This is a genomic window from Actinosynnema sp. ALI-1.44, from assembly GCF_001984155.1.
Lineage (GTDB): Bacteria > Actinomycetota > Actinomycetes > Mycobacteriales > Pseudonocardiaceae > Kibdelosporangium.
The window spans coordinates 63,540-90,372 of sequence record NZ_MTQO01000053.1 but is presented as its reverse complement, the minus strand read 5'-3'; the positions used below and the strand labels follow the sequence as shown (position 1 = coordinate 90,372).

The 26,833-nt window shown below is 67.7% G+C and carries 24 protein-coding genes; 15 read left to right on the top strand and 9 right to left on the bottom strand.

Going from position 1 to position 26,833, the window contains the following annotated elements; all coding sequences use genetic code 11:
* Positions 1 to 18 precede the first annotated feature (18 nt).
* On the bottom strand, positions 19 to 1,185 hold the full coding sequence (locus ALI144C_RS42320; protein WP_076992925.1) for a glutathionylspermidine synthase family protein: 1,167 nt from the start codon (positions 1,183 to 1,185) through the stop codon (positions 19 to 21).
* A 1-nt stretch (position 1,186) separates the two neighbouring features.
* Positions 1,187 to 1,822, bottom strand: coding sequence for a hypothetical protein (locus tag ALI144C_RS42315; protein ID WP_330359647.1), 636 nt, complete (start codon positions 1,820 to 1,822; stop codon positions 1,187 to 1,189).
* 123 nt (positions 1,823 to 1,945) lie between these two features.
* On the opposite strand from ALI144C_RS42315, the gene ALI144C_RS42310 reads away from it, so the two are divergent.
* Positions 1,946 to 2,926, top strand: a complete 981-nt coding sequence (locus tag ALI144C_RS42310; RefSeq protein ID WP_076992924.1) for a septum formation family protein — start codon at positions 1,946 to 1,948, stop codon at positions 2,924 to 2,926.
* Positions 2,927 to 2,930: 4 nt separating this feature from the next.
* Positions 2,931 to 3,281: a metallopeptidase family protein gene (locus tag ALI144C_RS42305; protein WP_076992923.1), complete on the top strand. Its 351-nt coding sequence runs from the start codon at positions 2,931 to 2,933 to the stop codon at positions 3,279 to 3,281.
* Between the two features lie 165 nt (positions 3,282 to 3,446).
* Here the strand turns inward: ALI144C_RS42305 and ALI144C_RS42300 are convergent, their stop codons facing one another.
* Together ALI144C_RS42300 and lhgO are read right to left on the bottom strand one after the other, a co-directional pair.
* Positions 3,447 to 5,708: a YfhO family protein gene (locus ALI144C_RS42300; protein ID WP_143231194.1), complete on the bottom strand. Its 2,262-nt coding sequence runs from the start codon at positions 5,706 to 5,708 to the stop codon at positions 3,447 to 3,449.
* A gap of 145 nt (positions 5,709 to 5,853) precedes the next feature.
* Entirely contained in the window at positions 5,854 to 7,041 is a 1,188-nt protein-coding gene (lhgO, locus tag ALI144C_RS42295) for an L-2-hydroxyglutarate oxidase (protein ID WP_076992922.1), read from the bottom strand.
* Between the two features lie 92 nt (positions 7,042 to 7,133).
* Between lhgO and ALI144C_RS42290 the strand changes: the two genes are divergently transcribed.
* The 5 genes from ALI144C_RS42290 (at position 7,134) to ALI144C_RS42270 (ending at position 12,322) form a co-directional block, all read left to right on the top strand.
* Positions 7,134 to 8,273 (top strand): DegT/DnrJ/EryC1/StrS family aminotransferase, encoded by a 1,140-nt coding sequence (locus ALI144C_RS42290; RefSeq protein ID WP_076992921.1) that lies wholly within the window; start codon positions 7,134 to 7,136, stop codon positions 8,271 to 8,273.
* A gap of 32 nt (positions 8,274 to 8,305) precedes the next feature.
* On the top strand, positions 8,306 to 9,253 hold the full coding sequence (locus ALI144C_RS42285) for an NAD-dependent epimerase/dehydratase family protein (protein WP_076992920.1): 948 nt from the start codon (positions 8,306 to 8,308) through the stop codon (positions 9,251 to 9,253).
* Positions 9,254 to 9,263: 10 nt separating this feature from the next.
* Positions 9,264 to 9,707, top strand: a complete 444-nt coding sequence (locus ALI144C_RS58795) for an acyltransferase (protein WP_076992919.1) — start codon at positions 9,264 to 9,266, stop codon at positions 9,705 to 9,707.
* Between the two features lie 183 nt (positions 9,708 to 9,890).
* Entirely contained in the window at positions 9,891 to 10,946 is a 1,056-nt protein-coding gene (locus ALI144C_RS42275; RefSeq protein ID WP_076992918.1) for a hypothetical protein, read from the top strand.
* A 416-nt stretch (positions 10,947 to 11,362) separates the two neighbouring features.
* Entirely contained in the window at positions 11,363 to 12,322 is a 960-nt protein-coding gene (locus ALI144C_RS42270) for an FG-GAP repeat domain-containing protein (RefSeq protein ID WP_168211490.1), read from the top strand.
* A gap of 120 nt (positions 12,323 to 12,442) precedes the next feature.
* On the opposite strand, the gene ALI144C_RS42265 is transcribed toward ALI144C_RS42270, so the two are convergent.
* Together ALI144C_RS42265 and ALI144C_RS42260 are read right to left on the bottom strand one after the other, a co-directional pair.
* Positions 12,443 to 13,411, bottom strand: a complete 969-nt coding sequence (locus tag ALI144C_RS42265) for a Gfo/Idh/MocA family protein (RefSeq protein ID WP_076992916.1) — start codon at positions 13,409 to 13,411, stop codon at positions 12,443 to 12,445.
* Positions 13,408 to 14,505: a DegT/DnrJ/EryC1/StrS family aminotransferase gene (locus ALI144C_RS42260; RefSeq protein WP_076992915.1), complete on the bottom strand. Its 1,098-nt coding sequence runs from the start codon at positions 14,503 to 14,505 to the stop codon at positions 13,408 to 13,410. Before ALI144C_RS42260 ends, ALI144C_RS42265 begins: the two co-directional genes overlap by 4 nt.
* Before the next feature lie 142 nt (positions 14,506 to 14,647).
* Here ALI144C_RS42260 and ALI144C_RS42255 point away from each other — a divergent pair, with 142 nt between their 5' ends.
* The 3 genes from ALI144C_RS42255 (at position 14,648) to ALI144C_RS42245 (ending at position 17,466) form a co-directional block, all read left to right on the top strand.
* The gene (locus ALI144C_RS42255; RefSeq protein WP_076992914.1) at positions 14,648 to 15,712 is read left to right on the top strand and encodes a hypothetical protein; all 1,065 of its coding nucleotides are present in this window, start codon (positions 14,648 to 14,650) and stop codon (positions 15,710 to 15,712) included.
* Positions 15,691 to 16,275 (top strand): HAD family hydrolase, encoded by a 585-nt coding sequence (locus ALI144C_RS42250; RefSeq protein ID WP_076992913.1) that lies wholly within the window; start codon positions 15,691 to 15,693, stop codon positions 16,273 to 16,275. Before ALI144C_RS42255 ends, ALI144C_RS42250 begins: the two co-directional genes overlap by 22 nt.
* A gap of 180 nt (positions 16,276 to 16,455) precedes the next feature.
* Positions 16,456 to 17,466: a lysylphosphatidylglycerol synthase domain-containing protein gene (locus ALI144C_RS42245; protein ID WP_076992912.1), complete on the top strand. Its 1,011-nt coding sequence runs from the start codon at positions 16,456 to 16,458 to the stop codon at positions 17,464 to 17,466.
* A gap of 168 nt (positions 17,467 to 17,634) precedes the next feature.
* Here ALI144C_RS42245 and ALI144C_RS42240 read toward each other — a convergent pair whose 3' ends face one another.
* The gene (locus tag ALI144C_RS42240; protein WP_076992911.1) at positions 17,635 to 18,720 is read right to left on the bottom strand and encodes a glycosyltransferase family 2 protein; all 1,086 of its coding nucleotides are present in this window, start codon (positions 18,718 to 18,720) and stop codon (positions 17,635 to 17,637) included.
* Positions 18,721 to 18,958: 238 nt separating this feature from the next.
* Here ALI144C_RS42240 and ALI144C_RS42235 point away from each other — a divergent pair, with 238 nt between their 5' ends.
* Positions 18,959 to 20,584: a glycosyltransferase family 39 protein gene (locus tag ALI144C_RS42235; protein ID WP_168211489.1), complete on the top strand. Its 1,626-nt coding sequence runs from the start codon at positions 18,959 to 18,961 to the stop codon at positions 20,582 to 20,584.
* Positions 20,585 to 20,597: 13 nt separating this feature from the next.
* Here the strand turns inward: ALI144C_RS42235 and ALI144C_RS42230 are convergent, their stop codons facing one another.
* On the bottom strand, positions 20,598 to 21,401 hold the full coding sequence (locus ALI144C_RS42230) for a Cof-type HAD-IIB family hydrolase (RefSeq protein WP_076992910.1): 804 nt from the start codon (positions 21,399 to 21,401) through the stop codon (positions 20,598 to 20,600).
* Positions 21,402 to 21,518: 117 nt separating this feature from the next.
* Between ALI144C_RS42230 and ALI144C_RS42225 the strand changes: the two genes are divergently transcribed.
* The 4 genes from ALI144C_RS42225 (at position 21,519) to ALI144C_RS42210 (ending at position 25,307) form a co-directional block, all read left to right on the top strand.
* Positions 21,519 to 22,388 carry an LLM class flavin-dependent oxidoreductase gene (locus ALI144C_RS42225; RefSeq protein ID WP_076992909.1) on the top strand — a complete coding sequence of 290 codons (870 nt, stop codon included), beginning with the start codon at positions 21,519 to 21,521 and terminating at the stop codon, positions 22,386 to 22,388.
* Between the two features lie 301 nt (positions 22,389 to 22,689).
* A complete protein-coding gene (glf, locus tag ALI144C_RS42220; RefSeq protein ID WP_237774584.1) occupies positions 22,690 to 23,880 on the top strand; it encodes a UDP-galactopyranose mutase in 1,191 nt (396 codons plus the stop codon).
* Positions 23,873 to 24,415: a phosphatase PAP2 family protein gene (locus ALI144C_RS42215; protein WP_076992907.1), complete on the top strand. Its 543-nt coding sequence runs from the start codon at positions 23,873 to 23,875 to the stop codon at positions 24,413 to 24,415. The genes glf and ALI144C_RS42215 overlap by 8 nt, the downstream gene beginning before the upstream one ends.
* A gap of 22 nt (positions 24,416 to 24,437) precedes the next feature.
* Complete coding sequence (locus ALI144C_RS42210; protein ID WP_441297608.1) at positions 24,438 to 25,307, top strand: decaprenyl-phosphate phosphoribosyltransferase; 870 nt, start codon at positions 24,438 to 24,440, stop codon at positions 25,305 to 25,307.
* A 13-nt stretch (positions 25,308 to 25,320) separates the two neighbouring features.
* Here ALI144C_RS42210 and ALI144C_RS42205 read toward each other — a convergent pair whose 3' ends face one another.
* Positions 25,321 to 26,808, bottom strand: a complete 1,488-nt coding sequence (locus ALI144C_RS42205; protein ID WP_076992905.1) for an FAD-dependent monooxygenase — start codon at positions 26,806 to 26,808, stop codon at positions 25,321 to 25,323.
* Positions 26,809 to 26,833: the final 25 nt, after the last annotated feature.

Below are 26,833 nucleotides of genomic sequence, written 5' to 3'. Positions count from 1 at the left end.
TCTGTCGTGGGTGAATTATCACGATTCCGGGATGCGATGGGGGACAAACGCCGCACCATCGTCGGTGACCAGGCCCGCTGTTTCCCTGATGCCGAGTCCGGCAGCCGAGTCGCCGACGATCCACGCGCCCAGCGCGGGCCGGAATCCGTCGAACTCCGGCAGCGGGTCGAACGCCTGGTAGACGAACCCCTCGTGGCCGTAGACGCCGCCTGTCTGGGTCTCGTAGCCCGGCGCCACGATCTGGATGTTCGCGCCCTCACGGCCGAGGCGGGGCTTGCGCACGTACTCGGTGAGCAGGCCCGGCTGGTCGAGGAACGCGGGCAGCAGGTTCGGGTGCCCCGGGTACATCTCCCACAGGATCGCCAGCAGCGCCTTGTTCGACAACAGCATCTTCCACAGCGGCTCGATCCAGAGCGTCTGCGGGAGGCTCTCCACCGCCTTGCGCCCGAACTCCTCGTCGACCACCCACTCCCAGGGGTAGAGCTTGACGATCGCGTTCATCGGCGCTTCTTCCAGGTCCACGAAGCGCTTGAGCAGCGAGTGCCAGCCGATCTCCTCGATCGCCAGCCCCACCGTGTCCAGGCCGCCCTCCGCGGCCGTTTCCTGCAGGTACGCCGTGGTGACGTGGTCCTCGCCGCTCGGGTCCGCCGTCGACCAGGTGAAGTGCACCTCGTTGGACGGCAGCCGGTCGCCGATCTCGCTCCAGCGTTCGACGAGCTTCTCGTGGATGGAGTTCCACTGGTCGTCGTCGGGGAACGCCTCGGTCTTCCAGAACCACTGCACGACCGCCGCTTCCAGCAGGGAGGTCGGCGTGTCGGCGTTGTACTCCAGCAGCCTGGCTGGGCCCGACCCGTCGTAGCGCAGGTCGAACCGGCCGTAGACGTGCGGGTCGTGCCGCCGCCACGACTCGGCGATGTGCGGCCAGATCCACTCCGGGATGCCGAAGTCCTTGTAGCGCTCGGTCGTCACCACCGTGTCGACGGCTTCGAGGCACATCGAGTGCAGCAGCTCCACGTCCGCTTCGAGCGAGAGGATCTCGTCGATGTCGAACACGTAGTGCACGGACTCGTCCCAGTACGGGCGCTGGTTGCCTGCCCGGTCGCGTGCGGGTGTGCCGAAGACCAGCCCCTGCTCGGCGATCTTCTTCTGCCAGTCTGGTCGGGGCTGGGATGACTCGCGGTGCAACTCAGCTGCCTCCGCTCTTTCCGCCGCCGCTTACACCGAAGCCACCGCGCGAGATCGTTTTGCCCGACGTGCCGCTCTTGACCGTCGTTCCGCTGCTCGGGGCGGCTGTCGAGCCGCCGGTCACCTTGCGACTGCTGCCCGAGCCGGTGACCGTGCCGCCGTAGTTGTAGTGGTAACTGCGGGTCTGCCCGCCGCCGATCGGGATGTAGAAGAAGCCGCCCGAGTAGTAGCCGTTGTGGCTGCGCACGTAGTCCTCGGAGCAGTAGTTCTCGTCCGAGGACAGCGTGCTGCTGTCGTCCACGCAGTAGGCGTTGACCTCGTCAGGCGTCACGGCTGAGTACCAGACGGCGACCGTCGCGACGACACCGACCGTCACACCCGCCCCGATCATCACCCGGCGACGGCGCAGCGACTTGCGCTCGGTCTCCGCGACGACCGCGCGCTCCTGCTCGTCCTGCTCCTCGAGCGCTCTGCGCATGGCGCGCTTCTCGGCCAGCGTCGGTTCACGCGGCGTGGTCGTCTCCGCGTCCTGGTACCGCATGGCACCGCGTTTGGGCTCAGCGGTCGGCTCCGGCTGGGCCTGGTCGTCGCCGCTCTGGCCGCCCGGTGCGGTGCCGTCGTCCCTGTTGTCTGTCATCCCGGCCCTCCCTCTCGCGGACAGTACATTCGCCGACCGGACACGCGGGGAGCGGCGTGGCGATGAGTGTCCTGATCGCAACACACAACCGCCCGGTGGGGCAGGTACGGCATGATGGTGTAGATGTCAGCGAACGCCCAACGGTTGCGGTCCGGTGGACCCACTCTCAGCACGCGCCTGGTGATGGCGGGTGCTTTCGTCGGCGCGCTGCTGGTGCTCACGATGAGCATGGTTTTCAAGTGGCCGGCCGCCGGCGGGTCCGGTGCCAGCAACGATGCGGCCGCCAACCTCGCCGCCGCCTTCGAGGCGCCCCCGGGCAGCTGCCTGACGTGGAAGCCCGACGGCTCGGACATGAAGCCGGTGGACTGTGAGCAACCCCACCTTTTCGAGGTCACCGGCGATGTGGACATTTCGGGCGAATACAACGCCAGTGCCCCGTCGCCCGCCGAGGAGGCCTGGCGGACCATCGCCAAGCAGAAGTGCGCGACCGGCGCGACCACGTACCTCGGCGGCAAGCTCGACCCGTTCGGCAAGTACAGCGTCGGCGCGTTGAAGCCCAGTGACGAGCAGTGGCGCGACGGTGACCGCAAGCTCCGCTGCGGCCTGCAGCGCGCGGCCCCGTCGGGCAAGGCGCTCGTCGCGACGACGAAGTCGGCCAAGAACCAGGACCAGTCGGACGTCTACGAGCCCGGTACGTGCCTCGCGCTGGTCGACAAGAACGTCGGCGACCCGGTGCCGTGCGACAGCGACAAGGCGCACGCCTACGAGATCGTCGGCGTGATCGACCTGTCGCAGACCTTCAAGGACGCGTACCCCTCCGAGGAGCAGCAGCAGACGGCCATGCTCGACCAGTGCCCGAAGGTGGCAGGCGAGTACACCGGCAACCTCGACCTGAAGAGCAAGGGCCTGCTGCTCACGTGGGACACGCGCAAGCAGGAGAGCTGGGAGGCCGGTTCGCACCGCGCGGTCTGCAAGGTCGGCGCGCCGCTCGCGGACAACTCCGGCCTCGCGCCGATCACCAACAGCATCAAGGGCGCCGGGGCGGCCGTGCAGTCGTCGGCGCCCGCGGGCAGCTCGGCGTCCACGCCTCCCACCGGCGGGTGACGGCGTGCCGGTGGAGATGTCACTGGCGCGGTTCGAGGAACTCGTCAGCGACGCGTTGGACCTGGTGCCCCGCGAGTTCGCCAAGGCGATGGACAACGTCGTCGTCCTTGTCGAGGAGTACAACGCCGAGGAGCCGTCCATCCTCGGGCTGTACCACGGCATCGCGCTGACCGAGCGGACCTCGCAGTACGGCGGTGTCCTGCCGGATCGGATCTTCATCTACCGCCAGCCCATCCTGTCGATCTGCGACACCGAGGACGACGTCGTCGAAGAGGTCGCCGTGACCGTCGTTCACGAGATCGCGCACCACTTCGGCATCGACGACCACCGGCTGCACGAACTCGGCTGGGGTTAGTGCCGTGACCGGAATGGTTCGCCGGTTCCGCTCGTGTGGTGTGCAACCAATGTGGCCTTCGGTGCGCCTGGCGCAACCAAGGCGGCATTGGTTGCGCCCCACGGACAGCGAAACGGCGGGGCGCCCACTGAAGTGGGGCGCCCCGCCGTTTCGGATCGGCTGCTGCTAGTTGCCGGTCAGCACCGGCTCGTTGTCCGCCGACGGAGTCTTGTCGTCCGGCTCGTCCGCGGCCGAGTTCCTGCGGTCACGCCTGCGCGTGCGCCACCAGAAGATCGTGTGGACGACGGCGACACCGGCCGCGCCGATCAGGACGTACAGGCCCAGCTTGGACCCCGGTGCCACGTACTCCAGCGCCAGCGTGTGCTCGCCCGGCGGCAGCTTCACCGTGATCAGACCGGCGTCGCCGTCGATCAGGTCGACCTTCTTGCCGTCGATGGTGGCGGTGTAGCCGGGCCATGCCAGCCGGGCGAAGACGACCTCGCCGCCGTTGCCCGGAGCGGTGAACTTGATGCTCTCGTCCGTGCCGCCACTGCTCAACGACTGGACCTGCAGACCGGCCGACGTCCACGCCACGCGGCCAGGGTTCGGCAGCGGAGCCTCGCGGGTCCACACCGTGCGGACGTTGTCGCGCAGCAGGACCTTCCACCCGGCAGGCGGCGTGCCGCGGGCGATCTCCGGGTACAGCTTGTTCTGCAGCACCAGGTTCTGCACGCGGAACGCGTCGATCAGCGGGATGTCGGTGCCCTTCAACGGCCGCCAGATCTTCTGGTACGCGTCCTTGCAGACCGACCCCTTGTAGTCCATGCACATCGACTTGAAGAACTTCGAGAACCCGATACCGCTGTAGCGGGTGAGCGACTCGTGCCCGGACACCACCGAGATGTTGCCGAACGAGATCTCGCCGTCGTCCTGCTCGGACGTGCTGCCGACCAGGCCCTGCTGCGCGAGTTGCAGGTACGAGCCCTGGTACTCCTTGGTGCCTTCCTTGATCCGCGACACGGACGTCGCGGGCTGGATCACCGCGTCGATGTTGGCCACGCCCGGGTACGGGATACGCGCCGCCTGGTACGTGACCACAGCGATGGTGCCGACGAGCATGACGGCGCCCGCGCCTGCCCAGCCCTTCTTGCGGTAGAAGTGCAGCAGGGCGAACACGAGCACGAGCACCGCGAAGGTCGCGAGCAGGTGCATCCGCGAGTACTCGGGCCGCACCGCGAACGACAGGTACGCCCCGACACCGATCAACCCGAGCGTGGCGAGCGACCGTTCCTTGATCTTGTCCTTGTGCAGCCCGGCCGACAGCAGCACCGCGAGCGCCACACCCAGTCCGAGGTACAAGTACTCGATCAGGCGGATCGGCCAGCGGAACAGCCACAGGTTCGACGGGCCGAGCACCAGCACGGCGTAGATGCCGGTGACGGTGAGCAGGCTGATCAGCGACCGGGCAGGCTTGCGCAGCGCCTTCCAGCGCAGCCACGGCAGCAGCGGGATGGCGAACCAGAGGAAGTACGTCGACGGCAGGCTTTCCCTGACCGCGCCGCCCCAGTTGGTGATGGCGGGCAGGAACGTCGGCGCGCTGGAGGCGGCCAGGTCGGTGAGGCTCGGCACCATGAAGGTGTCGTTGGCGATCGCGGCCAGTTCCTGGCGGTCGGTCACCGGCAGCGCGCCGAGCAGCGGCAGGAACGCCAGCGCGCTGACCGCGCCGACGCAGATGCCCATCAGCGACACGTGCCAGAAGCGTTTGATCTCCTTGCGCACCAGCAGTTCGGTCAGGATACCGATCATGATGATCAGCAGACCCAGCGCGACGTACGGGTTTCCGTTGGTCATCGCCAGCACGCCGACCAGGAACGGCAGCAGCGGCGAGGAAGCACCGCGCGCGAACCGCCGCGCGGCCCACCAGAACCAGGTCGCGTACATGAACGCGGCCAGACCCGCGGGCCAGCCGGACGCCTCGTAGTACAGCGTGAACCCGGTCAGGGGGATCGCGATCGCGACGACGGCGGCCGGGATGCGGCTCGCGTTGTACTCGCGGCCGAGCAGGTAGGCGCCCATCGCGAGCAGCGTCATGTACTCGATCATCACGAACGCCGCGCCCGCGGACAGGTCGTTGAAGAGCGAGACGATCACGAAGTTCAGCAGCGAGATCGGGTTCCACACCGAATAGGCGGCCTCACCCGCGTAGTTGCCGCCGTACCAGCCGGACGACTCCATGATCGGCCAGTGCCCGGCGCGCAGCATCTCACCGAAGTGGTGCCAGTTCGGCACGAACGACTCGGGGTTGTCGCCGATGTAGTAGAAGTACGGGTTGAACCAGTAGGGAATGGTGAAGATGACCATTCCGACCACGCCGACGCCGAGGACGAACAGCCACTCCGGAATGGCGCGTTTGGTGCGGACCTCCCCGCCCAGGCTCGCTTCTGTCACGTCATCCCTCTCGTTGTGGTCCGGTCCCGCGGCCGTGATCACGGCCGGGCCGGGGGAGGGCATGCGCCTGGAAAACCGCGCCCACCCCTGTGCAGACTCGACGAGCGGAGTGTAGTGACGTGCGGGGTCTGGTCGGTTTCCGCCCCTACTTCGCCTCGGCGACGCGGTCCGCGACGTACTTGGCGATTTCCAGCGCGCTCGTCGCCGCGGGTGACGGCGCGTTGAGCACGTGCACCTGACCTGGCGCCGTCTCGATCAGGAAGTCGTCCACAAGCGAGCCGTCCGGCAGCAGCGCCTGCGCCCGCACGCCCGCGTTGCAGCGGACCAGGTCGTCCGGGCCGACAGCGGGCACGAGACGAGCGAGGCTGGCGGCGAAACGCTTGCGCGACAAGGACCGCAGCACTTCGTCCACACCGGTCCTGCCGTACTTGCGGGCCAGTCGCCACGCGCCGCTGAAGCGGGCGGTCTCGGCGAGGTCGCGTGCGGACACGTCGCGCCAGCGGTATCCCTCACGGCGCAACGCGAGCACGGCGTTCGGCCCCGCGTGCACGCTGCCGTCGAGCATCCGGGTCAGGTGCACGCCCAGGAACGGCAGCGCGGGGTCCGGCACCGGGTAGATCAGGCCGCGCACCAGGTGGCGGCGTTCCGGCTTCAGTTCGTAGTACTCGCCACGGAACGGGACGATCTGCGCACTCGGCGTGAGCCCGGCGAGCCGGGCCACCCGGTCGCTGTGCAGGCCCGCGCAGTTGACCAGGGCGTCGGCCCGCAGCACCTCGGTGCCGGTCGCGATCTCCACACCGCCGTCGCGGCCCGGCCGGATCGCCTTGGCCATCGTGGACAACCGCAGGTCGGCGCCCTTTTCGGTGAGCTCGCGGACCAGCGCGTCGCAGATGGCGGGGAAGTCGATGATGCCCGTGCTCTCCACGCGCAGCGCCGCGACGCAGGCGACCTCGGGTTCGTACTCGCGTGCCTCGGCGGGGTCGATCATCTTGGCCGGGACGCCGTTGGCCTCCGCGCGTTCGGCCAGCACACGCAGCCGGGGCAGTTCCTCATCGGCCGTCGCCACGACGAGCTTGCCGCACACCTCGACGGGTACGTCGTTCGCGCGGGCGTACTCCACGATGGACTGGTTGCCCGCGACCGACATCTTGGCTTTGAACGAACCGGGCTTGTAGTACAAACCGGCGTGCACGACATTGCTGTTGTTGCCGGTCTGGTGAGCCGCCCAACGGCTCTCCTTCTCCAGGACTGTCACCTGCGAGCCCCGTGCGAGCAGCTCCCTCGCGACCGCGAGCCCGACTATCCCACCACCGACAATCACGACGTGTCCCACGTCGCAAAGGGTACGGGGCTGAAAATGGGTACTTCCCGACCCCCATTAGACTCGCTGGCGACCCAACGCGAACACATACTTGCGGGAGAGTCATGCCTGACCCCATCATCCTCGGTCAGCCCACTGTCGGCGCCGAGGAGCTGGCCGCCGTCGAAGCCGTCTTCACATCCGGTTGGCTGGCCGGGGCGGGACCGACGAGCCGGAAGTTCGAGGAGCGCTTCGCGCAGGCGGCCGGCACGTCGCACGCGCTGGCCACCAGCAGCTGCGGCACCGCGCTGCACCTGTCGATGCTGCTGCACGACGTCAAGCCGGGCGACGAGGTGATCGTCGCCGACTACACCTTCCCCGCGACCGGGCACGCCGTGATCTGGGCAGGCGCGACCCCCGTGTTCGCCGACATCCGGCCGGACATCTGGACGGTGGACCCGGCGGCCGTCGAGGCGGCCATCACGCCGCGGACCGTCGGCGTCATCGCGGTGGACGTGTTCGGCCAGCCCGCCGACTACGACGAGCTCAACGCCATCACCAAGAAGCACGGTCTGTTCCTCGTCGAGGACGCCGCGTGTTCGGCCGGTGCGACGTACAAGGGCCGCAAGGCGGGCAGCCTCGCCGACCTCGCTGTCTTCAGCTTCCACGGCCGCAAGGTGATCACCGCCGGTGAGGGCGGCGCGGTCACGTCCGACAACGCGGATCTGATGGCACGCGCCCGCCGTCTGCACACGTACGGTATCGAGCCCGCGTTCGCCCGTGAGGGCAGCCGGGAACTGCCGATCCCGACCTTCGAGGAGACCGGCTACAACTACCGGCTCTCCGACGTGCAGGCCGCGATCATGCAGGTCCAGCTGGACCGGCTGCCCGACCTGATCGCCGCGCGCACCCGGGCCGCGACCCGCTACAACGAGCTGTTCAAGGACCTCGAGCTGGTCACCACGCCGGTCGCGCTGCCGGACCGCGAACACCCGTGGCAGTGCTACGCGCTCACCATCGACCCGTCGATCAGCCGGGACGAGGTGGCGCTGCGCCTGCGTGACCGCGGCGTCGGCTGCAACTTCGGCACGTACGCCTCGCACATCCAGCCGATCTACGGCCGGGACGACACCTGCCCGGTCTCGCTGGCCGCGTTCCGCCAGCAGCTGGCCATCCCCATGCACGCCAACCTGACCGAGGACGAGGTCGAGCGCGTCGGTGAAACCGTCCGCGACGTCGTCACCGAGCTCGCCGCCGAGCGCTGAGCAGCGCACCGACCAAGGAGAATCTCCCGATCATGGCTCAGAAGACCGTCTTCTTCACCGGTGGCGCGGGCTTCATCGCGTCCCACGTCATCCCGTTGCTTCTCGAGCGCGACTACAACGTGCGCATCTTCGACAACATGACCCGCGGTGACCGCGACCGCGTCAACCAGTTCGTGGCCACCGGCAAGGTCGAGCTGATCGAGAAGGACGTCCGCTACGGCGGCGCGGTGCGCGAGGCGATGCGCGGCTGCACCCACGCGATCCACTTCGCGACGGTGTCGATCAACAAGTCGATCGCCGACCCGCACGAGAGCGTCGACATCAACATGACCGGCAACCACAACGTCTTCGCGGCCGCGGCCGACGAGGGTGTGCAGCGCCTGGTCTTCGCGTCGACCGCGTCGGTGTACGGCGACCCGGAGCGGCTGCCGATGCACGAGGACGACCTGCTGCGCCCGCTGACCCCGTACTGCATCACCAAGCGCGCCGGTGAGGACCTGCTCGGCTTCTACGAGCGCCAGAAGGGCCTGTCCTGGAACGCGCTGCGGTTCTTCAACGTGTACGGCCCCGGCCAGAAGATCGAGGCGTACTACACCTCGGTGATCAACCACTTCATCCAGCGCCTGCGCGCGGGCCAGCCGCCGATCATCGACGGCAAGGGCGAGCAGTCGATGGACTTCGTGCACGTGCACGACCTCGCGCGCGGTGTCGTCGCGGCGCTGGAGAGCGAGAAGGCCAACCTGCCGATCAACATCGGCACCGGCGTGGACACCTCGATCGCCCAGCTGGCCAAGATCCTGATCGACGCCGTCGGCGTGAACGTCGAGCCGCAGTTCAACCCGCGTGACGTGCTCGTCTCCCGCCGCGCCGCGGACATCACCCGCGCCAAGGAGGTCCTCGGCTGGGAGCCGACCATCACGGTCGAGCAGGGCATGGCGGACCTGGTCGCCGCGTCCGCCCCCGAAGCTCTGGAGAAGTGAGCACCGAGAAGTGAGCGGTTTCCCGCCCAACCCGTACAACGAGAACGCCTGGATCTCCGGCGACCCGAAGATCGGTGAAGGCACCTGGATCGGTGCCTTCACCCTGATCGACGGCTCGGGTGGCCTGGAGATCGGCGCGGGGTGCGACATCAGCAGCGGCGTCCACATCTACACGCACAGCTCGATGAAGCGGTGCGTGTCCGGCCGCAAGCACAACATCGTCGACCGCGCGCCCGTGCGGATCGGCGACCGCGTCTTCATCGGTGCCAACGCGGTGATCCTGATGGGCGTGACGATCGGCGACGAGGCGGTGATCGGCGCGGGCGCCGTCGTCGCGAAGGACGTGCCCCCGCGCACCGTGGTCACGGGCGTGCCCGCCCGGCCCACAGGTCGAGTGGATCTCGACGGCGATCAAGTCCGGCTGGTCCGATCGGTCGAAGTGGACATCGACTGAAGAGACGGATTTTCCCCCCACGCCAAGAAGTTCCGCCGAACTTGCAACTTTCGGTTGGCGGGTGACGACTACCCAGGCAAGGGGGCGAGGCCACTCGCGCTGGGGGAGAGTCGAAGTCTTCCCTGGCGGCAGCCTGCGGTTTTGGGCTGTTTCCCCTCTTGCGAGAGTAAGGGGAGTGACTCAATGGGGAAGACCGGACAGCGCGTCACCGTGCGCGCGTTCGTGACCGGTGCGGTGGTGATGGCTTCGATTCTGGGAGCCGTGGTCCAGCCGGCGACCGCCGCGCCGCAGAAGTCCGACAAGCCCGCGAAGTCCAGCTACAAGCTGAGCGGCAAGGTGAACGACCAGTTCACCAAGAAGCGCGACGTGTCGGTGAACGGCAGCGGCGGCAGCGGTGGCCGCACCGGTGACTTCGACCGCAAGGGCAAAGAGGACATCCTGGCGGTTGCCCACAACCCGTCCAGCCTTTACGTGTACCCGAACAAGGGCTACAACGGGGCCAACCCCACGGCGACGTACGGGCCTGCCGTGGCGATCAACCACAACTGGGCCGGTCAGCGCTGGGTCGGCCAGGGCAAGATCAACAACGACGTGCACCCGGACGTGCTCGCGATCGACTTCGCGGGAAACCTGGTGGTGCACAAGCACAGCGGTACGTTCGCGGGCACCGGCACGCTGAACGGGTCGCAGCTGATCAGCACCGGCTGGAACGACTACGACATCGCGTTCACCTCCGACGCTGACGGCAACGGTCTCGACGACGTCATCGCCAGGAAGAAGGGCACGGAGGAGTACTACTGGTTCGGCACGGTCATCGACGAGACCGGCAAGATCGGCCAGACGGAGCCGGTGCACATCGCCAGCTTCCAGTCCGACTCGTCGATCGTCGACGCGGGTGTTGCCGACTTCAGCGGTGACGGGGTCTACGACTGGGTGCTGCGTCGCCAGGACGGTCTGCTGTTCGTGTTCGACCCGACTGTCGACAACGGGGAGGGGCAGCCGAAGGGCAAGGTCTACCTGCTCGGTTACGGCTGGACTGGCATCAACGCGTTCGTGATCAGCGACGTGAACACCGACGGGGACCCGGACATCCTCGGCCGTGTCGCCGCGAACGGTGACCTGACCGCATACCTGCACACCGGTGTGTGGAACCCGACGACCGACGACACGGTGTTCGACACCATCGCGCCGTCCAAGGTCGTCGGCCTGCAGTGGAACGGCCACCGCATCATCACCTGATTCACCTCGTAGGCAAGAGCAAGGGGCAGCGCTGGACGCTGCCCCTTGCTCCCGCGCGCGAAAACCAGATTTGTCCTCAGTGGACGAAATGGCCGAAACGCCTGCCCACGACGAATTCCCGCTCGACCGATTGGCCTAAGTGGACATAGCCTGAAGGGTGGCACTTCGGCGCCAGGTAAAGAATCCCAGCCGAATCTGCAACTTTTCGGTCTCCGTGGACGACTATCCGGATGTGGGGGCGAGGGCACTCGCGCCGGGGGAGAAGAGTCGAAGTCTTCTCCCCCGGCGGCGGCCTGTAGAACCGGGCTGTCCCCTTTGACGAGATTAGGGGAGCACATATGGGGAAGATCGGACGACGCGGCACGGTTCGCGCGTTCGTTACGGGTGCGGTCGTCACGGCTTCGATCCTCGGAGCCATGGTGCAGACAACCGCCGCATCCGCAGCGCCGCAGCAAGCTGACAAGCCCAACACCAAGGTGACCGCCACCAAGGTGGACAAGTCGAAGTTCGCCAAGAAGGGCGCGACGACCCGGGGCAGCGGCAGCAGCGGCGGTCAGACCGGTGACATCGATCTCGCCGGCAAGGACGACATCCTCGCCGTCGGTGTGAACCCGCCAAGCCTTTACGTGTACCCGAACAAGGGCTACGACGCCGCGAACCCGACGGCGACGTACGGGTCGGCGGTGACGATCAACTACAACTGGGGCGGCCAGAAGTGGGTCGGCCAGGGCAAGGTCAACGGTGACGCGTTCCCCGACGTGCTCGCGATCGACGGAGCGGACAACCTCTACTCGCACAAGCACAGCGGTACGTTCGCCGGAACCGGCACGCTGAACGGCGCCCAGCTGATCAGCACCGGCTGGAGCGGCAACAACCTGGTGTTCGTCCACGACGTCGACCACGACGGCATCGACGACATCGTCGCCCGCAAGGCTGGTACCGAGGACTTCTACTACTACCGGACGACTGTCGTCAACGGTGTGATCACGCAGTCGCCTGCCGAGTTCGTGATCGGGTTCGACAGCCCCTCGCCGATCGTCGACGCGGCGATGGCGGACTTCACCGCCGACGGTGTGGCCGACTTCGTGCTGCGCCTGCAGAACGGTGGCGTGATCGTGTACGACATCACGGTCGGTCAGCCCGGGACGGACTACCTGATCAGCTACGGCTGGACGGGCATCAACGCGTTCACGATCAGCGATGTGAACTCGGACGGCAAGCCGGACATCCTCGGCCGGGTTGCCGCGAACGGTGACCTGAACCTGTACCCGCACACCGGAACGTGGGCTCCGGCCGCGGACGGCACGGCGTTCAACACGCTCGGCCCGATCAAGGTGCTCGGCTACCAGTGGAACGGGCTGCGCATCATCACCTGATGTTCCCGGCCGCGCGGCCGCTGAGGGGGGAAGAAACACCAAAGTTCTCAGCGGTCGCGTGTGGTCCAACGAAAGGCCGTGCTGCCCATGGCAGCACGGCCTTTTCGGCGTTGCCTCAGATCAGGCGAGGCTGCCCGCGGTGTCGAGCACCTTCGCCACGACGCGGTGCGACGGCAGGATCGACGCGCGCTCGGCGGCGGCGTCCACCTTGCCGTCCAACAGGTCCACGAACCGGTCAAGCTGCGTGGCCAGCGGCTCGCGGAACGAGACCAGCTCGGGGATCTCGATCACGGTCTGCTGCTTGTAACCCAGACCGTCCTCTGTGGCCGACTCGTGCGACACGTGCCGGTAGATGGTCACATCCCTGCGCAGCAGGTCGATCTCCACCAGGCGGTCGATCTCGGTGATCACCATGGTGCGGACCTTGCGCTGGCCCACCCGGCTCGCCGACACGCTCGCCATCCCGCCGGACGGGAAGCCGAGCAGCGCCTCGACGACGTCCTCCGCGGTCGCCAGCGACGACGGGTGGAACACGCTGCGCGTCGACGCCACGTTCACCGGGTCGGCGCCGCCGAAGCAACGGATCGCGATGTCCACGTCGTGCACCAGCAGGTCCCAGCCCACACCGGTCTTGATCCGCGGCGCGTACGGCGAGTGCCGCGTCACCGTGATGTGCAGCGGCTCGTTCAGCAGCGCCATCGCGGTCATCACAGCCGGGTTGTAGCGCTCCAGCAGGCCGCACATCAGCGGCAGGCCGCGCTGCTCGGACAGCGCCACGACCTCTTCGGACGCGGCGAGGTCGTCGCACACCGGCTTCTCGACCAGCAGCGGCACGTCCTGGCTGAGCACGTCGAGGGCGAGCTTGTGGTGGGTGGCGGTGGCCGAGGCGAGCACCACGGCGTCCACATCGGACAACGTGCCCAGCTCGGGCGACCACTGCGCGCCGTAGCGCTCGGCGACCGAACGGCCGACTTCCTCGCGCGGCTCGATGATGCGAACCAGGTCGGCCCGGTCGGACTGGGAGATCACACGGGCGTGCAGCGAGCCCATGGAACCGGTGCCCACCAGGGCGATACGGGGCTTGCTCATCCCTCGAGCACCTCCCTGACGGCGTTGACGATGGTGTCCACGTCGGACTCGGACAGCTTCGGGTGCACCGGCAGCGACAGCGCCTGGCGCGCCACGCGCTCGGCGACCGGCACGTCGGATGCGATCACGCCGGGGTTGTCGCGGTAGCAGTCGTAGTCGAAGACGACCTTCGGGTAGTAGATGCCGTTGCCGACACCCTTCTCGGTCAGCTTCGCCGACAGCTCGTCCCGGGTGACCTTCGCGTCGTCGCCGACCAGCACGGTGTACTGGTGCCACACGTGGCTGCGACCCGGAAGGACAGCGGGGACACGCAGACCCGTGATGTCCGCGAGGCCCTTGGACAGCGCCTCGGCGTTGCGCGAACGCGCCTCGGTCAGCTGGCTGAGCTTCTCCAGCTGCGGGATGCCCACGGCAGCGTGCAGGTCCGTCAGCCGGTAGTTGTGACCGGCCACTTCGTACTGGTAGCGCTGGCGCATTCCCTGGTTGCGCAGCACACGCAGCCGGTCCGCGATCGTCGCGTCGCTCGTGGTGATCACGCCGCCTTCGGCGGTGGTGATGTTCTTGGTCGCGTACAGGGAGAAACAGCCGAGGCCGTAGCTGCCCGCCGGGCGGCCCTCGTAGGTCGCGCCGACCGCCTGCGCGGCGTCCTCGACGATCCTGAGGCCGTTCTGCTCCGCGATCGGGACGAGCGCGCCCATGTCAGCGGTCTGGCCGTACAGGTGCACGGGCATCAGGACCTTGGTGCGCGGGCCGACCGCGGCGGCGACCGCCTGCGGGTCGACGCAGAAGTCGTCCTCGCGGATGTCGGCGAACCTGGCCGTCGCGCCGGCCTCGAGGATCGCGTTCAAAGTGGCCACGAACGTGAACGGCGAGGTGATCACCTCGTCGCCCGGCCGCAGGTCGGACACCTGCAGCGAGGCCACCAGCGCGGTGGTGCCGTTGTTCACGGCGACCGCGTGCTCGACGCCCGCGACCTTCGCGAACTCGTCCTCGAACCGCTTCACCATCGGACCCTGCGCGATCACTCCGGACCGCAGTACTTCGGTGACCAGTGGCTCTGCGTCCCGTACATCAACCACGGTAATGGGGATCATGCAGTAATCTCTCGCTTCCAGCTTCGTGAAAGACGTCCGGTACAGTGGCCCCCGGACGCACGCGCGGCACACGATACCCGTCTGGGTGGCCGCCGCTCTGGCGTGGCCCGTCAACCAAACGTCGATACGAGGTAACGACCGCATGCCCAAGGTATTGATCACGGGAGCCGGTGGCTCGGCCGCCTACAATTTCCGGGACGCGTTGTCGCAGGCAGGACGCGACTACCGATTCGTCGGCACCGACGTCAAGCCGTACCACCTCGAATTGATCGACCTCGAGGGCCGTTATCTCGTCCCGCCGGTGAGTGACCCTGGTTACGTCGACGCGATGAACAAGGTCATCGAGGCGGAATCGATCGATTTCGTGCACCCGCAGCCGGATGTCGAGGTCGGCTTCCTGGCGACCAATCGGGACAAACTGGCCGCGCCGACGTTCCTGCCGGACGCCGAGGCGATCGCGTTGTGCCACGACAAGATGGAGTTCAACGCGCACCTGGCGGCCAAGGGTGTGTCGGTTCCCCAGGCGCGGCACATCGCCAGCCAGGACGACCTGCGCTCGGCGCTGAAGGACCTGCTGGAGATCAACCCGCGCGTGTGGCTGCGTGCCATCCGCGGTGCGGGTTCGCGCGGCAGCCTGCCGATCGACTCGTACTACCAGGGTGACGCCTGGATCGACTACTGGCGTTCGTTCCGCGGCCTCGACTACGGCGACTTCATGGCCAGCGAGTTCCTGCCCGGACACGAGTTCGCGTGGCAGAGCCTGTGGTACGAGGGCGAGTTGATCACCTCGCAGGCCCGGATGCGGATCGAGTACATCTTCGGAAACCTGACCCCCAGCGGGCAGAGCTCGTCGCCGTCGGTGGCCAAGACGGTCAACCGCGACGACGTCAACGAAGCCGGTGTCGGCGCGGTGCGTGCCGTGTCCGCGAAGCCGCACGGCGTGTACTGCGTGGACATGAAGGAGAACGCGCAGGGCGTGCCGATGGTGACCGAGATCAACGTCGGCCGGTTCTTCACCACGAGCAACTTCTTCGCGCACGCCGGGCTCAACATGCCCGACATGTACCTCCAGTTGGGACTCGGCAAGGAGCTGGACAGCAAGCCCGCGCAGTTCAACCCGCTGTCCGACGACCTGTACTGGGTCCGCATGATCGACATGGGCTACAAGCTGGTCAAGGAAGGCGAATGGTCCGCGATCAACCACTGACGGCCGTCCGGACTGTCCTCTTCGACTTCGACGGCACGCTGTTCCACCTGCCCGTCGACGCGGCCGCGATGCGCGCCGATCTCGGCCTGGCAGCGGGCGACAAGATCGGCGACGCGTTGCAGCGCTACATCGACGGCGGTGACCAGGCGCAGCTGGACGTGGTGACCCGGCACGAGCGGGAGTCGGTGGCGGCTGGCGAGTTCACGCCAGGTGCCGTCGACGCGCTCAAGCGGCTCAGGGTCACCCACGACGTGGCGATCGTGACCCGCAACTCGCGGCACGCGGTGACGGACGCGCTCGGTGACGTGGCCGAAGGCCTGTTCATCGTCGGCCGGGAGGACGTGAAACGGCTCAAACCGGACTCGGAGGGGATCGACACGATCCTCGCCCACTTCGGCGCGGACCCCGCGGAGTCGGTGTTGGTCGGTGACACGTTCCACGACGTCGAGGCGGCGCACGCCGCCGGGATGCGCAGCGTCGTCGTGCGCAACCCGAAACTCGCGTACGCGCCCCAGGGCGCGGACGTCTATCTGGACACACTGGACGAACTGGTCACGAACTGACGCAGCCTACTACCGGTAGCCCGAGCCATCCGAGCCACCCCGGTGGTGCGCTGGTAACCTCCGAGACCGCTGTTGCGTGAGTGCATGATCTCCGATTCGTGTGGCCGGCGGGGACTCGCTGGGACCACTGGAGTGCCAGAGCTGACCCACAACCCCCACAGAGAAGTCGCCGGAGAGCCGATGAGCGTCGACACTGACGAAGTGGTAGCGCAGGACAAGCCGAAGACGGCACCCAAGAGCTGGAAGTCCCACGCGATCACCTGGGCGCGGCGGGTCCTGCTGGTCGCGGTCGTCGTAGGTGCGGGCTACTACCTCGTCACCCGGTGGGACGAGGTCTGGACCACGCTGACCAACGTGCCGTGGTATGCGGCGGTGGGCAGCCTGCTCGTGCTGATCGCGGGCATGCTCGCGAACACGTGGAGCTGGCGCACGATCGTCGACGACCTCGGCTCGCCGATCGGCCGCGTGCTCGGGTCGCAGATCTTCCTGGTCAGCCAGCTGGGCAAGTACGTGCCCGGTGCCGTCTGGGCGTACGTGCTGCAGATGGAGCTCGGCAAGAAGGCCGGTCTGCCGCGTGCGCGGATGTTCGTCGCGTCGCTCGTGCAGGTCGGTGTCGCGGTCGTGGCGTCGCTGGCGCTCGGTGTGCTCGCGCTGCCCATGCTGATGAAGGACTCTCCCGGCGCGGTGTGGCTGTACGCGCTGCTGCCGTTCGGCTTGGCGGTGCTGCACCCGAAGGTGATGACCTGGGCGGTCAACCTGGTGCTGAAGGTCCTGCGCAAGGCCCCGCTGCCGCACCCGCTGCATTTCCGCACCATCGTGAGCACGCTGCTGTTCACCACGGTCTCGTACGTCTGCTTCGGCGCGCACCTGTGGCTGCTCACGCTGTCCACCGGCAAGGCGGGAATCGACGTGCTGCTGCTCTGCATCGGCGCGATCGCCATCGGCCTGACGGCGAGCCTGTTCTTCTTCATCCTGCCGTCCGGTGCCGGTGTGCGTGACCTCGCTGTCGCGCTGGCACTGGGTGCGGCGGTCGGCTCGGACGCGGCTGTGGCGTTCGCTGTCGCGTCCCGCGCGATGTTCACTTTCGCCGACGTCGCCACGGCCGGTGGCGCGGCTCTGCTGGCCAAGCTGACCAACCCGACGGCCAAGGCGAAGCCCGCAGAAGCCGCCCCGGCCCCAGCCGCCGACTAGCCGGCCCGCCCGCACCCGCGTTTGGGTGCAACCAATGTGGCCTTCGGTGCGCCAGACGCAACCAATGCGGCATTCGTTGCGTTTCAGGCAGGTGCATGGCGATCAAGAAAGAAGCCCCGGCTCTCCAGGAGAGCCGGGGCTTCTTTCTTGATCGGTCGGTGCGGCTGCTCAGGCGATCTGGCCGGTGCGGGCCTCGACCGAGATACCGGCGTTGGAGAACGGCTTCTCCGAGGTGACCCGGTGGGCCGACGGGCCGGGCTGGCCGATGTCCTGCACGTTGCGGATGATGTAGACCGGGCGGCCCTTGGCGTCGTCACCGGCGCGCCACAGGTACTCGCCGAACCCGCCGAGGGCGGCGAGGTTCAACCCGCTGAAGAACACCACCGCCGCGAGCACCAGAACCCAGCCGACCGGCGCGGACAGCGTGGCCAGCGCGACGATCAGCGTGGCGAGGATGCCGAGGAAACCGAGACCGAGCAGGCCGAGGCCGAGCAGGAAGCAGATCAGGAACGGCGCGGCCGAGAACTCCACGAAGGAGTCGACGACCAGCTTGACCTTCTTCTTGTTCGTCCACTTGCTCTTGCCAGCCGGGCGCGGCAGCTGCTCGAACGCGATGGTGGTCTGGTTGAACCCGACCCACGCGAACATGCCGAGGACGTTGCGGTTGCGCTCCGGCATCTGGTTGATGACGTCCATCACCGCACGCGACACCAGGACCTGCGACGGCCCTTCCTTCGGGTACGTGGGGATGTCGGACATCTTGTTGAACACCGACGAGAACTTGCGGGAGAGCAGGTTCGCCAGGCCCTTGGGCACGGCCCTGGTCTTGCGCACGCCCCAGACGATGTCGTTGCCCGCGCGCCACTCGTCGACGAAGCGGACGATGGCCTCCAGCGGCTCCTGGAGGTCCGTGCTGATGGTCAGCGCGCAATCACCCCGGCTCATCGCCAGACCGGCCGTGACGGCCGCGTGGGAGCCGAAGTTGCGCGACAGCCGCGCCACCCTGGCGACGTCGCCCTCGCCGAGCGCCGACATGAACACCTCGGCGGTGCCGTCGGTCGACCCGTCGTCGACGAGGACGAGTTCGAAGTCCAGGTCCGGCATCTCCTTGCGGATCTCCCGGTAGAAACCGACCAGACCGACAACGTTGTCCGCTTCGTTCAAAGCGGGAGCGATCAGTGTGACCAGCGGTTTCTCCCCGCCTGGTGACCTCACGTCAGGCGAGCCGTTCAGGGTCGTCGATGGACGGTCCACGTGTTCCTCCGATAGGCGAAAACGTTGCCCGCGTCGACTCCGCCGACGTCCGGGTGCGCCAACAGCAGCGAAGAATATCTGCTCGGCGATATCGGGTTAACCAGGGTGTCCTGGGTCGGCTCAGTTCCGAAACGCCCTGATGGTTGGATCTGGCTTGACGCTCACGCGGCGGGGACCGGTATCGGATGGTGCGGCGGGGCGTTTACCCGTGGTCAGGCCAATGATGGGGGTTTCCGTCGTGCTTGCTGTAGTCATCCTGGTATGGGCCGTGCTCACCGTCGGTCTGGTGGTGGGCTGGTCGTCCTTCGAACGCAACCCGAGACTCAGAACCTTGGCCCTCGGGGCCATACTCGCGTTGGCACTCGCCCACATGCTGATGTACAGCGTGGTGGCGGAGGACGCCTACATCAGCCTGCGTTACTCGGCGCAGTTGGCCGACGGCAACGGAATGGTTTTCAACGTCGGCGAGAAAGTCGAGGGGTACTCCAACTTCCTCTGGGTAATCCTGGTCGCCCTGCCGAAGGTGATCGTTCCCGGAATCGACATCGTCGCGGTGGCCGCGGTGCTCGGCGTGCTGTGCGCGCTCGCCGCGGTGTTCGTGGCCTACGTGCTCGTGCGGCGGGTCAGCGGCAGCGCGTCGGCCGGTCTGCTCGCCGGGACCGTGATCGCCGCGTCCGGCAGCTTCGCCGGGTACGGCCCGAGCGGCCTGGAGACGCCGCTGTTCGTCCTGCTGGTTCTGCTCGTCCTGCTGATGGTCTGGACGAAACGGCCGCTGTGGGCCGGTGTCCTGATCGCGCTGGCCACGATGACCAGGCCGGACGGCGCGCTGCTCGCGGCGCTGCTCGGGGTCTGGCTGATCTGGCGCGCCATCCGGGGCCGGGACACCTGGCGCGCGGCGCTGCTCTACCTGGCCGGCGCGTTCGTGCTGGCTGTGCCGTGGACCATCTGGCGCGTCGTCTACTACGGGCACCTGCTGCCGAACGCGATGGCAGCCAAGTCCGGCGTCGGCTTCGACGTGCTGTTCGCCAGCGGCTGGGACTACCTGCTCGGGTTCGTCGGCGCCACCCAGGCGCTGCTCCTGCTGATCCCGGTGGCCTTGTACGAGCTGGCCACACGCCGCAACACCGAGCACGACGAGGCACGCGCGGTCATCTGGCTGGTGTTCGGCCTCGCCGGTGCGTACATCGCGTTCTTCGTGCTGGCAGGCGGCGACTGGATGCCGGGATTCCGGTTCTTCGCCTCCGCGATCCCGCTGCTGGCGGTGGGAATCGCGGCGTCGTGGGCCCTGTCGCGGGCGACCACCTCCGAGTGGGAACGCGGCGGGCTGCCGAAGGCGGGAGCGGTCGTCGCCGTGAGCCTCGCCCTGCTGTCGATCGCGGTCTCGGCGACCCACCCGAAGATGCGCCCCGCGTTCCTCGCCTGGGACAAGACGATCAAGCAGCTGGCCGACACCGGCGCCTGGCTCGGCCGCAGCCTGCCGCCCGGCGCGGTGATGTCCACGTTCGCCAACGGCGCGCTCACCTTCGAGGCGGGCAACGACCGCATGGTCGTCGACCAACTGGGCCTCACCGACGAACACATCGCCCGCAAGGGCAAGCGCAACCCCGAGGGACTCGTCGGCCACCAGGCGTACGACGACGACTACATGGTCAACGTGCGCAAACCGGACGTGATGGTCACCGACGGCCGCGGCTTCCTCAAGGCCATGGTGTGCGCGCCCGCGGAAGTGTTCGCCAAGGATTACCAGCTGGCCAACTTCCAGGTCGACGACCAGTGGGCGTTCGTTTACCTGCGCCGAGAGAAGGCACCGCAGCTACTGGAGGCGCTGACGAAGGACCCCAGGTTCGTCTACGTGCCCTGCTGACCGCAAGATCAGGCTAGAACCAGCGTTCCAGCACCTGCGCGACGCCGTCCTCGGAGTTGGGCGCGGTGACCTCGTCGGCGACAGCGAACACAGACGGGTGCCCGTTGCTCATCGCGACGCCGTGACCGGCCCAGGACAGCATCGGGATGTCGTTGGGCATGTCTCCGAACGCGATCACACCGGCCTGCCCGACGCCGAACAGCTCGGCGGCGTCGGCAAGGCCGGTCGCCTTGGTCACGCCGATCTTCGAGATCTCCAGCAGGCCGCGGCTGGTGGAGAACGTCAACGTCACGCTGTCGTCGAGCAGCGGCACCGTCGCGGCGGCCATCTGCTCGCTGGTCATGCTCGGGTGCCGGACCAACAGCTTCACCGCGGGGTGGCCCAGCACCTCGGCACGCGGCTTGGCGAGCTTGTCCGCGTCGCCCCACGGGCTGATGTAGGCGTGCTCGCCGACGAACGAGTCGAGCGTGCCGTTCGGGTTGTGCCGTTCGGACGCCAGCGCGGCTCCGGGCAGCACTTCGTCGAGCACCTTCGCGACGTCGTGCAGCAGGACCGGGTCGAGAGTATGCGCGGACAGCACGCGGTCCGCGCCGATGTCGTAGAGCACGGCGCCGTTCGCGCAGACCGCGTACCCGGTCAGGTCCGCCTGCTCGGCGATGGGTGGAATCCAGCGCGGCGGACGGCCGCTGACCAGGAGGAACGGCGTTCCCGCCGCGATCGCGCGGTTGACGACGGCAGCGGTTCTGTCGGTGATCCGCTCGGTCACGTCGAGCAGGGTCCCGTCCACGTCCGAGGCGATCAGCAGGGGTTTCTCCACACCGTCAATCCTGCCTGACGCAGGCGGTTCGGCGACGGCTTGTGATCGCTGTCTCTTGAGCGTCCAAATGGCCGTAAGCTGGGCGACGGATAGCCGAAAGCGCTACGGTCGATCATCGTGCGAGTTGGTATCGAGATCCTCCCCGAACACCGTTGGTGGGCAGCAGAGCCGAAATGGCGCGCCGCGGAGGAATACGGCTTCGACCACGCCTGGACCTTCGACCACCTCGGCTGGCGCACCCTGGTGGACGGGCCGTGGTTCGGTGCCATCCCCACGCTGACCGCGGCGGCGATGGTCACCACGAACCTCCGCCTCGGGACGTGGGTCGCCTCCCCCAACTTCCGGCATCCGGTGCCGTTCGCCCGTGAGCTCACAGCGGTCGACGACGTGTCGGACGGCCGGTTCATCCTCGGTGTCGGCGCAGGTGGCGGCGGGTACGACACGACCGTGATGGGCACGCCCCCGCCGCGCAGCCGGGCCGCGCGCTTCGCGGAGTTCGTCGAACTGCTTGACCTGCTGCTGCGCCAGGACCGGACCACGTGGCGCGGTGAGTACTACGAGGCCGTCGACGCCCGGTCGTACCCGGGCTGCGTGCAGAAGCCGCGTATGCCGTTCGTGGTGGCCGCGAACGGCCCCAAGGCGATGAGCGTGGCGGCCCGGTACGGCACGGGCTGGGCGACCACGGGCACCGACCGCGAAAGCATGGGCTCGTGGTGGGCGTCGGTGGCCGAGGCGTCCAAGCGTTTCGCCGGGGTCGCCGAGGAGGCGGGCCGCAACCTGGCGACGGTCGACCGCTACCTGAACCTGGACGCGGCGCCCGAGTACGTGCTGACCAGCGTCGAGCACTTCCGTGACGTGCTCGGCCGGGCGGACGAGCTCGGCTTCACCGACGTGACGGTGCCGTGGCCACGGCACGACGGCATCTTCGCGGGCTCGGAGAAGATGGTCGAGGACATCGCCGCCGAGGTGCTGCCCGCCCTGCGTTGATCTTCTCGGCGTTGATTTCGGGCGACCTGGCGACGCTGCTCCATTCGAGTGACATCGCGGAACCGCTCCTCCGCGCGGAGCGTCTCCTGTGGTGTGCCGGCGGGGCACAACCGGAGGGGGCTTTGGGGGCAACGCCCCTGGCGATCAGCCGGACGACGGGCGGGGAGCCGTTGTCCACGGCGGGCCGCCAGGGGCCACCCGCGAGACGACACGCCTTGGCACAATGCTTGCGCAGGCGTTCCTCCTCGGTTAAAGGGGCTGGTCGAACATGGCCGCGGTCGGGTCGGTACCCTCAGCGCCCGTGAACTTCGATGGCTATGACCTGGTAATCGTCGGTGCCGGATTCTTCGGTCTCACGGTCGCTGAGCAGACCGCGACGAAGCTGAACAAGCGGGTGCTGGTGCTCGAGCGCCGGTCGCACATCGGTGGCAACGCGTACTCGGAGGCCGAGCCGGAAACCGGCATCGAGGTCCACAAGTACGGCGCGCATCTGTTCCACACGTCCAACAAGCGGGTGTGGGACTACGTCACGCAGTTCACCGAGTTCACCGACTACAAGCACCGCGTGTACACCAGCCACCAGGGCCAGGTGTACCCGATGCCGATGAACCTCGCGATGATCAACCAGTTCTTCGGCCGGGCGTTCACCCCGGACGAGGCGCGCCAGCTGATCGCCGAGCAGGCGTCCGAGATCGACGCGAAGGACGTGCAGAACCTCGAGGAGAAGGCGATCTCGCTGATCGGCCGCAAGCTTTACGAGGCGTTCATCAAGGGGTACACCGCCAAGCAGTGGCAGACGGACCCGAAGGACCTCGACGCGGGCATCATCACGCGCCTGCCGGTCCGCTACAACTACGACAACCGGTACTTCAACGACACCTACGAGGGTCTGCCGAAGAACGGCTACACGGCGTGGCTGGAGAAGATGGCCGAGCACCCGAACATCGAGGTTCGGCTGAACGTGGACTACTTCGAGGTCCGCGACCAGATCCCGGCGGGCACCCCGACCGTGTACACCGGTCCGATCGACCGCTACTTCAACTACTCCGAGGGCCGTCTTGGCTGGCGCACGGTCGACCTGGAGCAGGAGGTCGTCTCGACCACGGGTGACTTCCAGGGCACCTCGGTGATGAACTACGCCGACGAGGACGTGCCGTTCACCCGGATCCTGGAGTTCCGCCACTTCCACCCGGAGCGGAACTACCCCACCGACAAGACGGTCATCGTGCGGGAGTACGCGCGGTTCGCCAAGGAGGACGACGAGCCGTACTACCCGATCAACACCCCCGAGAACCGCGCCATGCTGGAGAGCTACCGCGAGCTCATCAAGGGTGAGGCCAAGGACCGCAACGTGATCTTCGGCGGCCGTCTCGGCACCTACAAGTACCTGGACATGCACATGGCCATCGGCGCGGCGCTGAGCACCTTCGACAACAAGGTCGCCCCGCACCTGACCACGGGCGCGCCCCTCGACGGGTCGTTTGATGCCTGATTCGGCGAAGGAGATCGCCGTCCTGGCCTCGGTGCAGGGCGCGATCGCGACTCCCGCGGTGATCAAGGCCTCCCGCGGGATGTCGTTCTTCGGTGAGCACAGCCTCGGCTGGCTCGCGGTCGGCGCGGTCGGTGCCGTCGTCGACCGCGAGCGCCGCAAGGACTGGCTGGTGGCGACCAGTGCCGTGTTCGCCGCACACGCCGCTTCGGTCGTGGTCAAGCGCGTCGTCAAGCGGACGAGGCCGGACCACGACACCGTCAAGGTGCACGTCGGCACGCCGTCGAAACTGAGTTTTCCGTCGGCACACGCAACCTCGACGACCGCCGCGGCTGTTCTGTACGGGGGACTGACCGGCAGGCGGCTATCAACCGTGCTGGTTCCACCGATGCTTGTGTCGAGGATGGTGCTCGGAGTGCACTACCCGTCGGACGTGGTGGCCGGTTCAGTGCTCGGGGCGGCGATCGGCGGGATCGTGCGCCGCAAGCTGAACGGTCGAAAGGGACGCCATGAGCGGCAAAGTGGACGAGGCGACTGACCAGGCCGCCGCCAAGGCGCCGATGGGCCTGGTCGCCGGTCTGATCAGGACCGCGCGACCACGGCAGTGGATCAAGAACATCCTGGTGCTCGCGGCGCCGTTCACGGCGTCGCGGCTGACCGAGGCGGCGGTCCTCGCGGACGCCGGGATCGCGTTCGTCGCGTTCTGCCTCGCGGCGTCGGCGGTCTACTTCGTCAACGACACGCTGGACGTCGAGGCCGACCGGCAGCACCCGAAGAAGCGCAACCGGCCGATCGCGGCCGGTGTCGTGCCGACCAAGCTCGCGTGGGCCATCTCGGTCGTGCTGTTCGCGGGCGCGTTGGGTGTCTCGTTCGTGGCCAGCTGGCAGCTGGCCGTGGTGATCGGCGTCTACGAGATCGTCCAGCTCGGCTACTGCTTCGGCCTGAAGCACCAGACCGTGATCGACCTGTGCATCGTGGCCTCCGGCTTCCTGATGCGCGCCATCGCGGGCGGTGCGGCGGCGGGCATCCCGTTGTCGCCGTGGTTCCTGCTGGTGACGGCGTTCGGCTCGCTGTTCATGGTGTCCGGCAAGCGCTACGCCGAGATCACGCTGTACGAGAAGACCGGGGCGAAGATCAGGGCGTCACTGGCCAAGTACTCGGCCAGCTACCTGCGGTTCGTCTGGGCCACGTCGGCGGCGGTCGTGATCATGACCTACGGCCTGTGGGCGTTCGAGATCCGGCAGGACCACCACGACTCGGCCTGGTCGTCGGTGTCGATGGTCCCGTTCGTCATCGCCGTGCTGCGCTACGCGGTCGACGTGGACGGCGGAACAGCCGGCGCACCGGAGGACATCGCCCTGAAGGACCGCGTGCTGCAGGTCCTCGGCGTCGCGTGGGTCGCGTCGCTGGCGTTGGCGGTCTACGTCTAAGTGGTCGTGACCACTAAGCCCCGAACCAGGTCCGCAGCGCGCCGTCCAGCCCGTCGCCACCGGCCCACGCCACGACGCCGTCCGGTCGGACGAGCAGGCCGGGCAAGTCCGGTTCGTCGGCGCACTTCGTGCTGACGACGTTCAACCGGTCAGCCGGTACGACCGCGTGGCTGGGGAGGTCGCCGAGGTCGAGCAGCAGTCCGCGGCCGTCGTGCAGGTGGTCGGCCAGTGCTGTTCCGTCGGCCAGGGCGAGGTCCGAGGCGCTGCGGCCGATCAGCGGGTGGTCGCCGGGCAGGTCGTAGTGGTGCCAGACGCCGGAGATCTTCTTGGCGAAGTACGTCGTCGCGTCCTTCGTCGCGATCACTTCCTTGATCACCTTGCGCAGTGCCCGGGCGTGTCCGTCCAGTCGCATCAACGCGATCTGTGCGCGGGTCCAGTCCAGTACCCATTCGCCCAGCGGGTGGCGTTCCGTCGTGTATGTGTCCAGCAGGGTTTCCGGGGCCCAGCCGTTGATCGTCGCGGCGAGTTTCCAGCCGAGGTTCATCGCGTCACCGACGCTCAGGTTCAGTCCCTGGCCGCCGAACGGGGAGTGCACGTGGGCCGCGTCGCCCGCCACGAGGACGCGCCCGATCCGGTACGTGTTCGCCTGCCTCGCGTTGTCGGTGAACCTGGTCGCCGACTGGATCCCGGTGATTCGGACGTCCACACCGGACACCGCGCGGATGCTGTTCTCCAGTTCTTCCACGGTGATCTCCGCGTCGCGGTCCACCGGTGGGCCGTCGAACTCCACGGTGAGGATGCGGCCCGGCTGCGGGCCGAAGGCGTAGATCCCGGTCGGCGTCGTGTTCCAGCCGCGGCTGAGTCCTTCGTGGCCCGCCATCGTCACGATCGCCTGGTGGCCGGTGATCTCCGGGTCTGTGCCGGGGAAGTCGAAGCCTGCCAGCTTGCGCACCGTGCTGCGGCCACCGTCGCAGCCGACGAGCCAGTCCCCGCGGAACACCTGGTCGCCGGCGTGCACGGTGACGCCCGCGTCGTCGGCGTCGAAGCCGGTCAGCGTCACGCCTCGCCGGATCTCGACCCCCAGGTCGTTCGCCCAGGCGCCGAGGATCGCCTCGACCTGCTGCTGGACGACGAAGCCGATCTCCCCAGCAGGCCCGCGGCCGTGAAACGCCGGGTCGTCGTGGTCGAAGTTCTCGCTGTCCAGCCAGAGTGCCGCGAAGTGACCCGCGAACTTCGGTGGGGTACGCACCTTGCCCGCGTTCTTGGGCAGGGTGCTGCGGAACATCGACAGCGACTCCTCCTGCGCGGCCGTCAGGTGGGGCAGCAGCCCGCGCCGGTAGAAGGCCTCGGCGGTCGGGATGTTGATCGCACCGGCCTTGATCGTCATGTCGGGTTCCGCGAGGCGCTCGACGACCAGCACGTTGACGCCGCGAAGCCGCAGTTCACAGGCGAGCATCAGGCCGCACGGCCCGGCTCCGGAGATGATCACGTCGTAGGTCATGCCGAAAACTTACCCGACTCAAAAT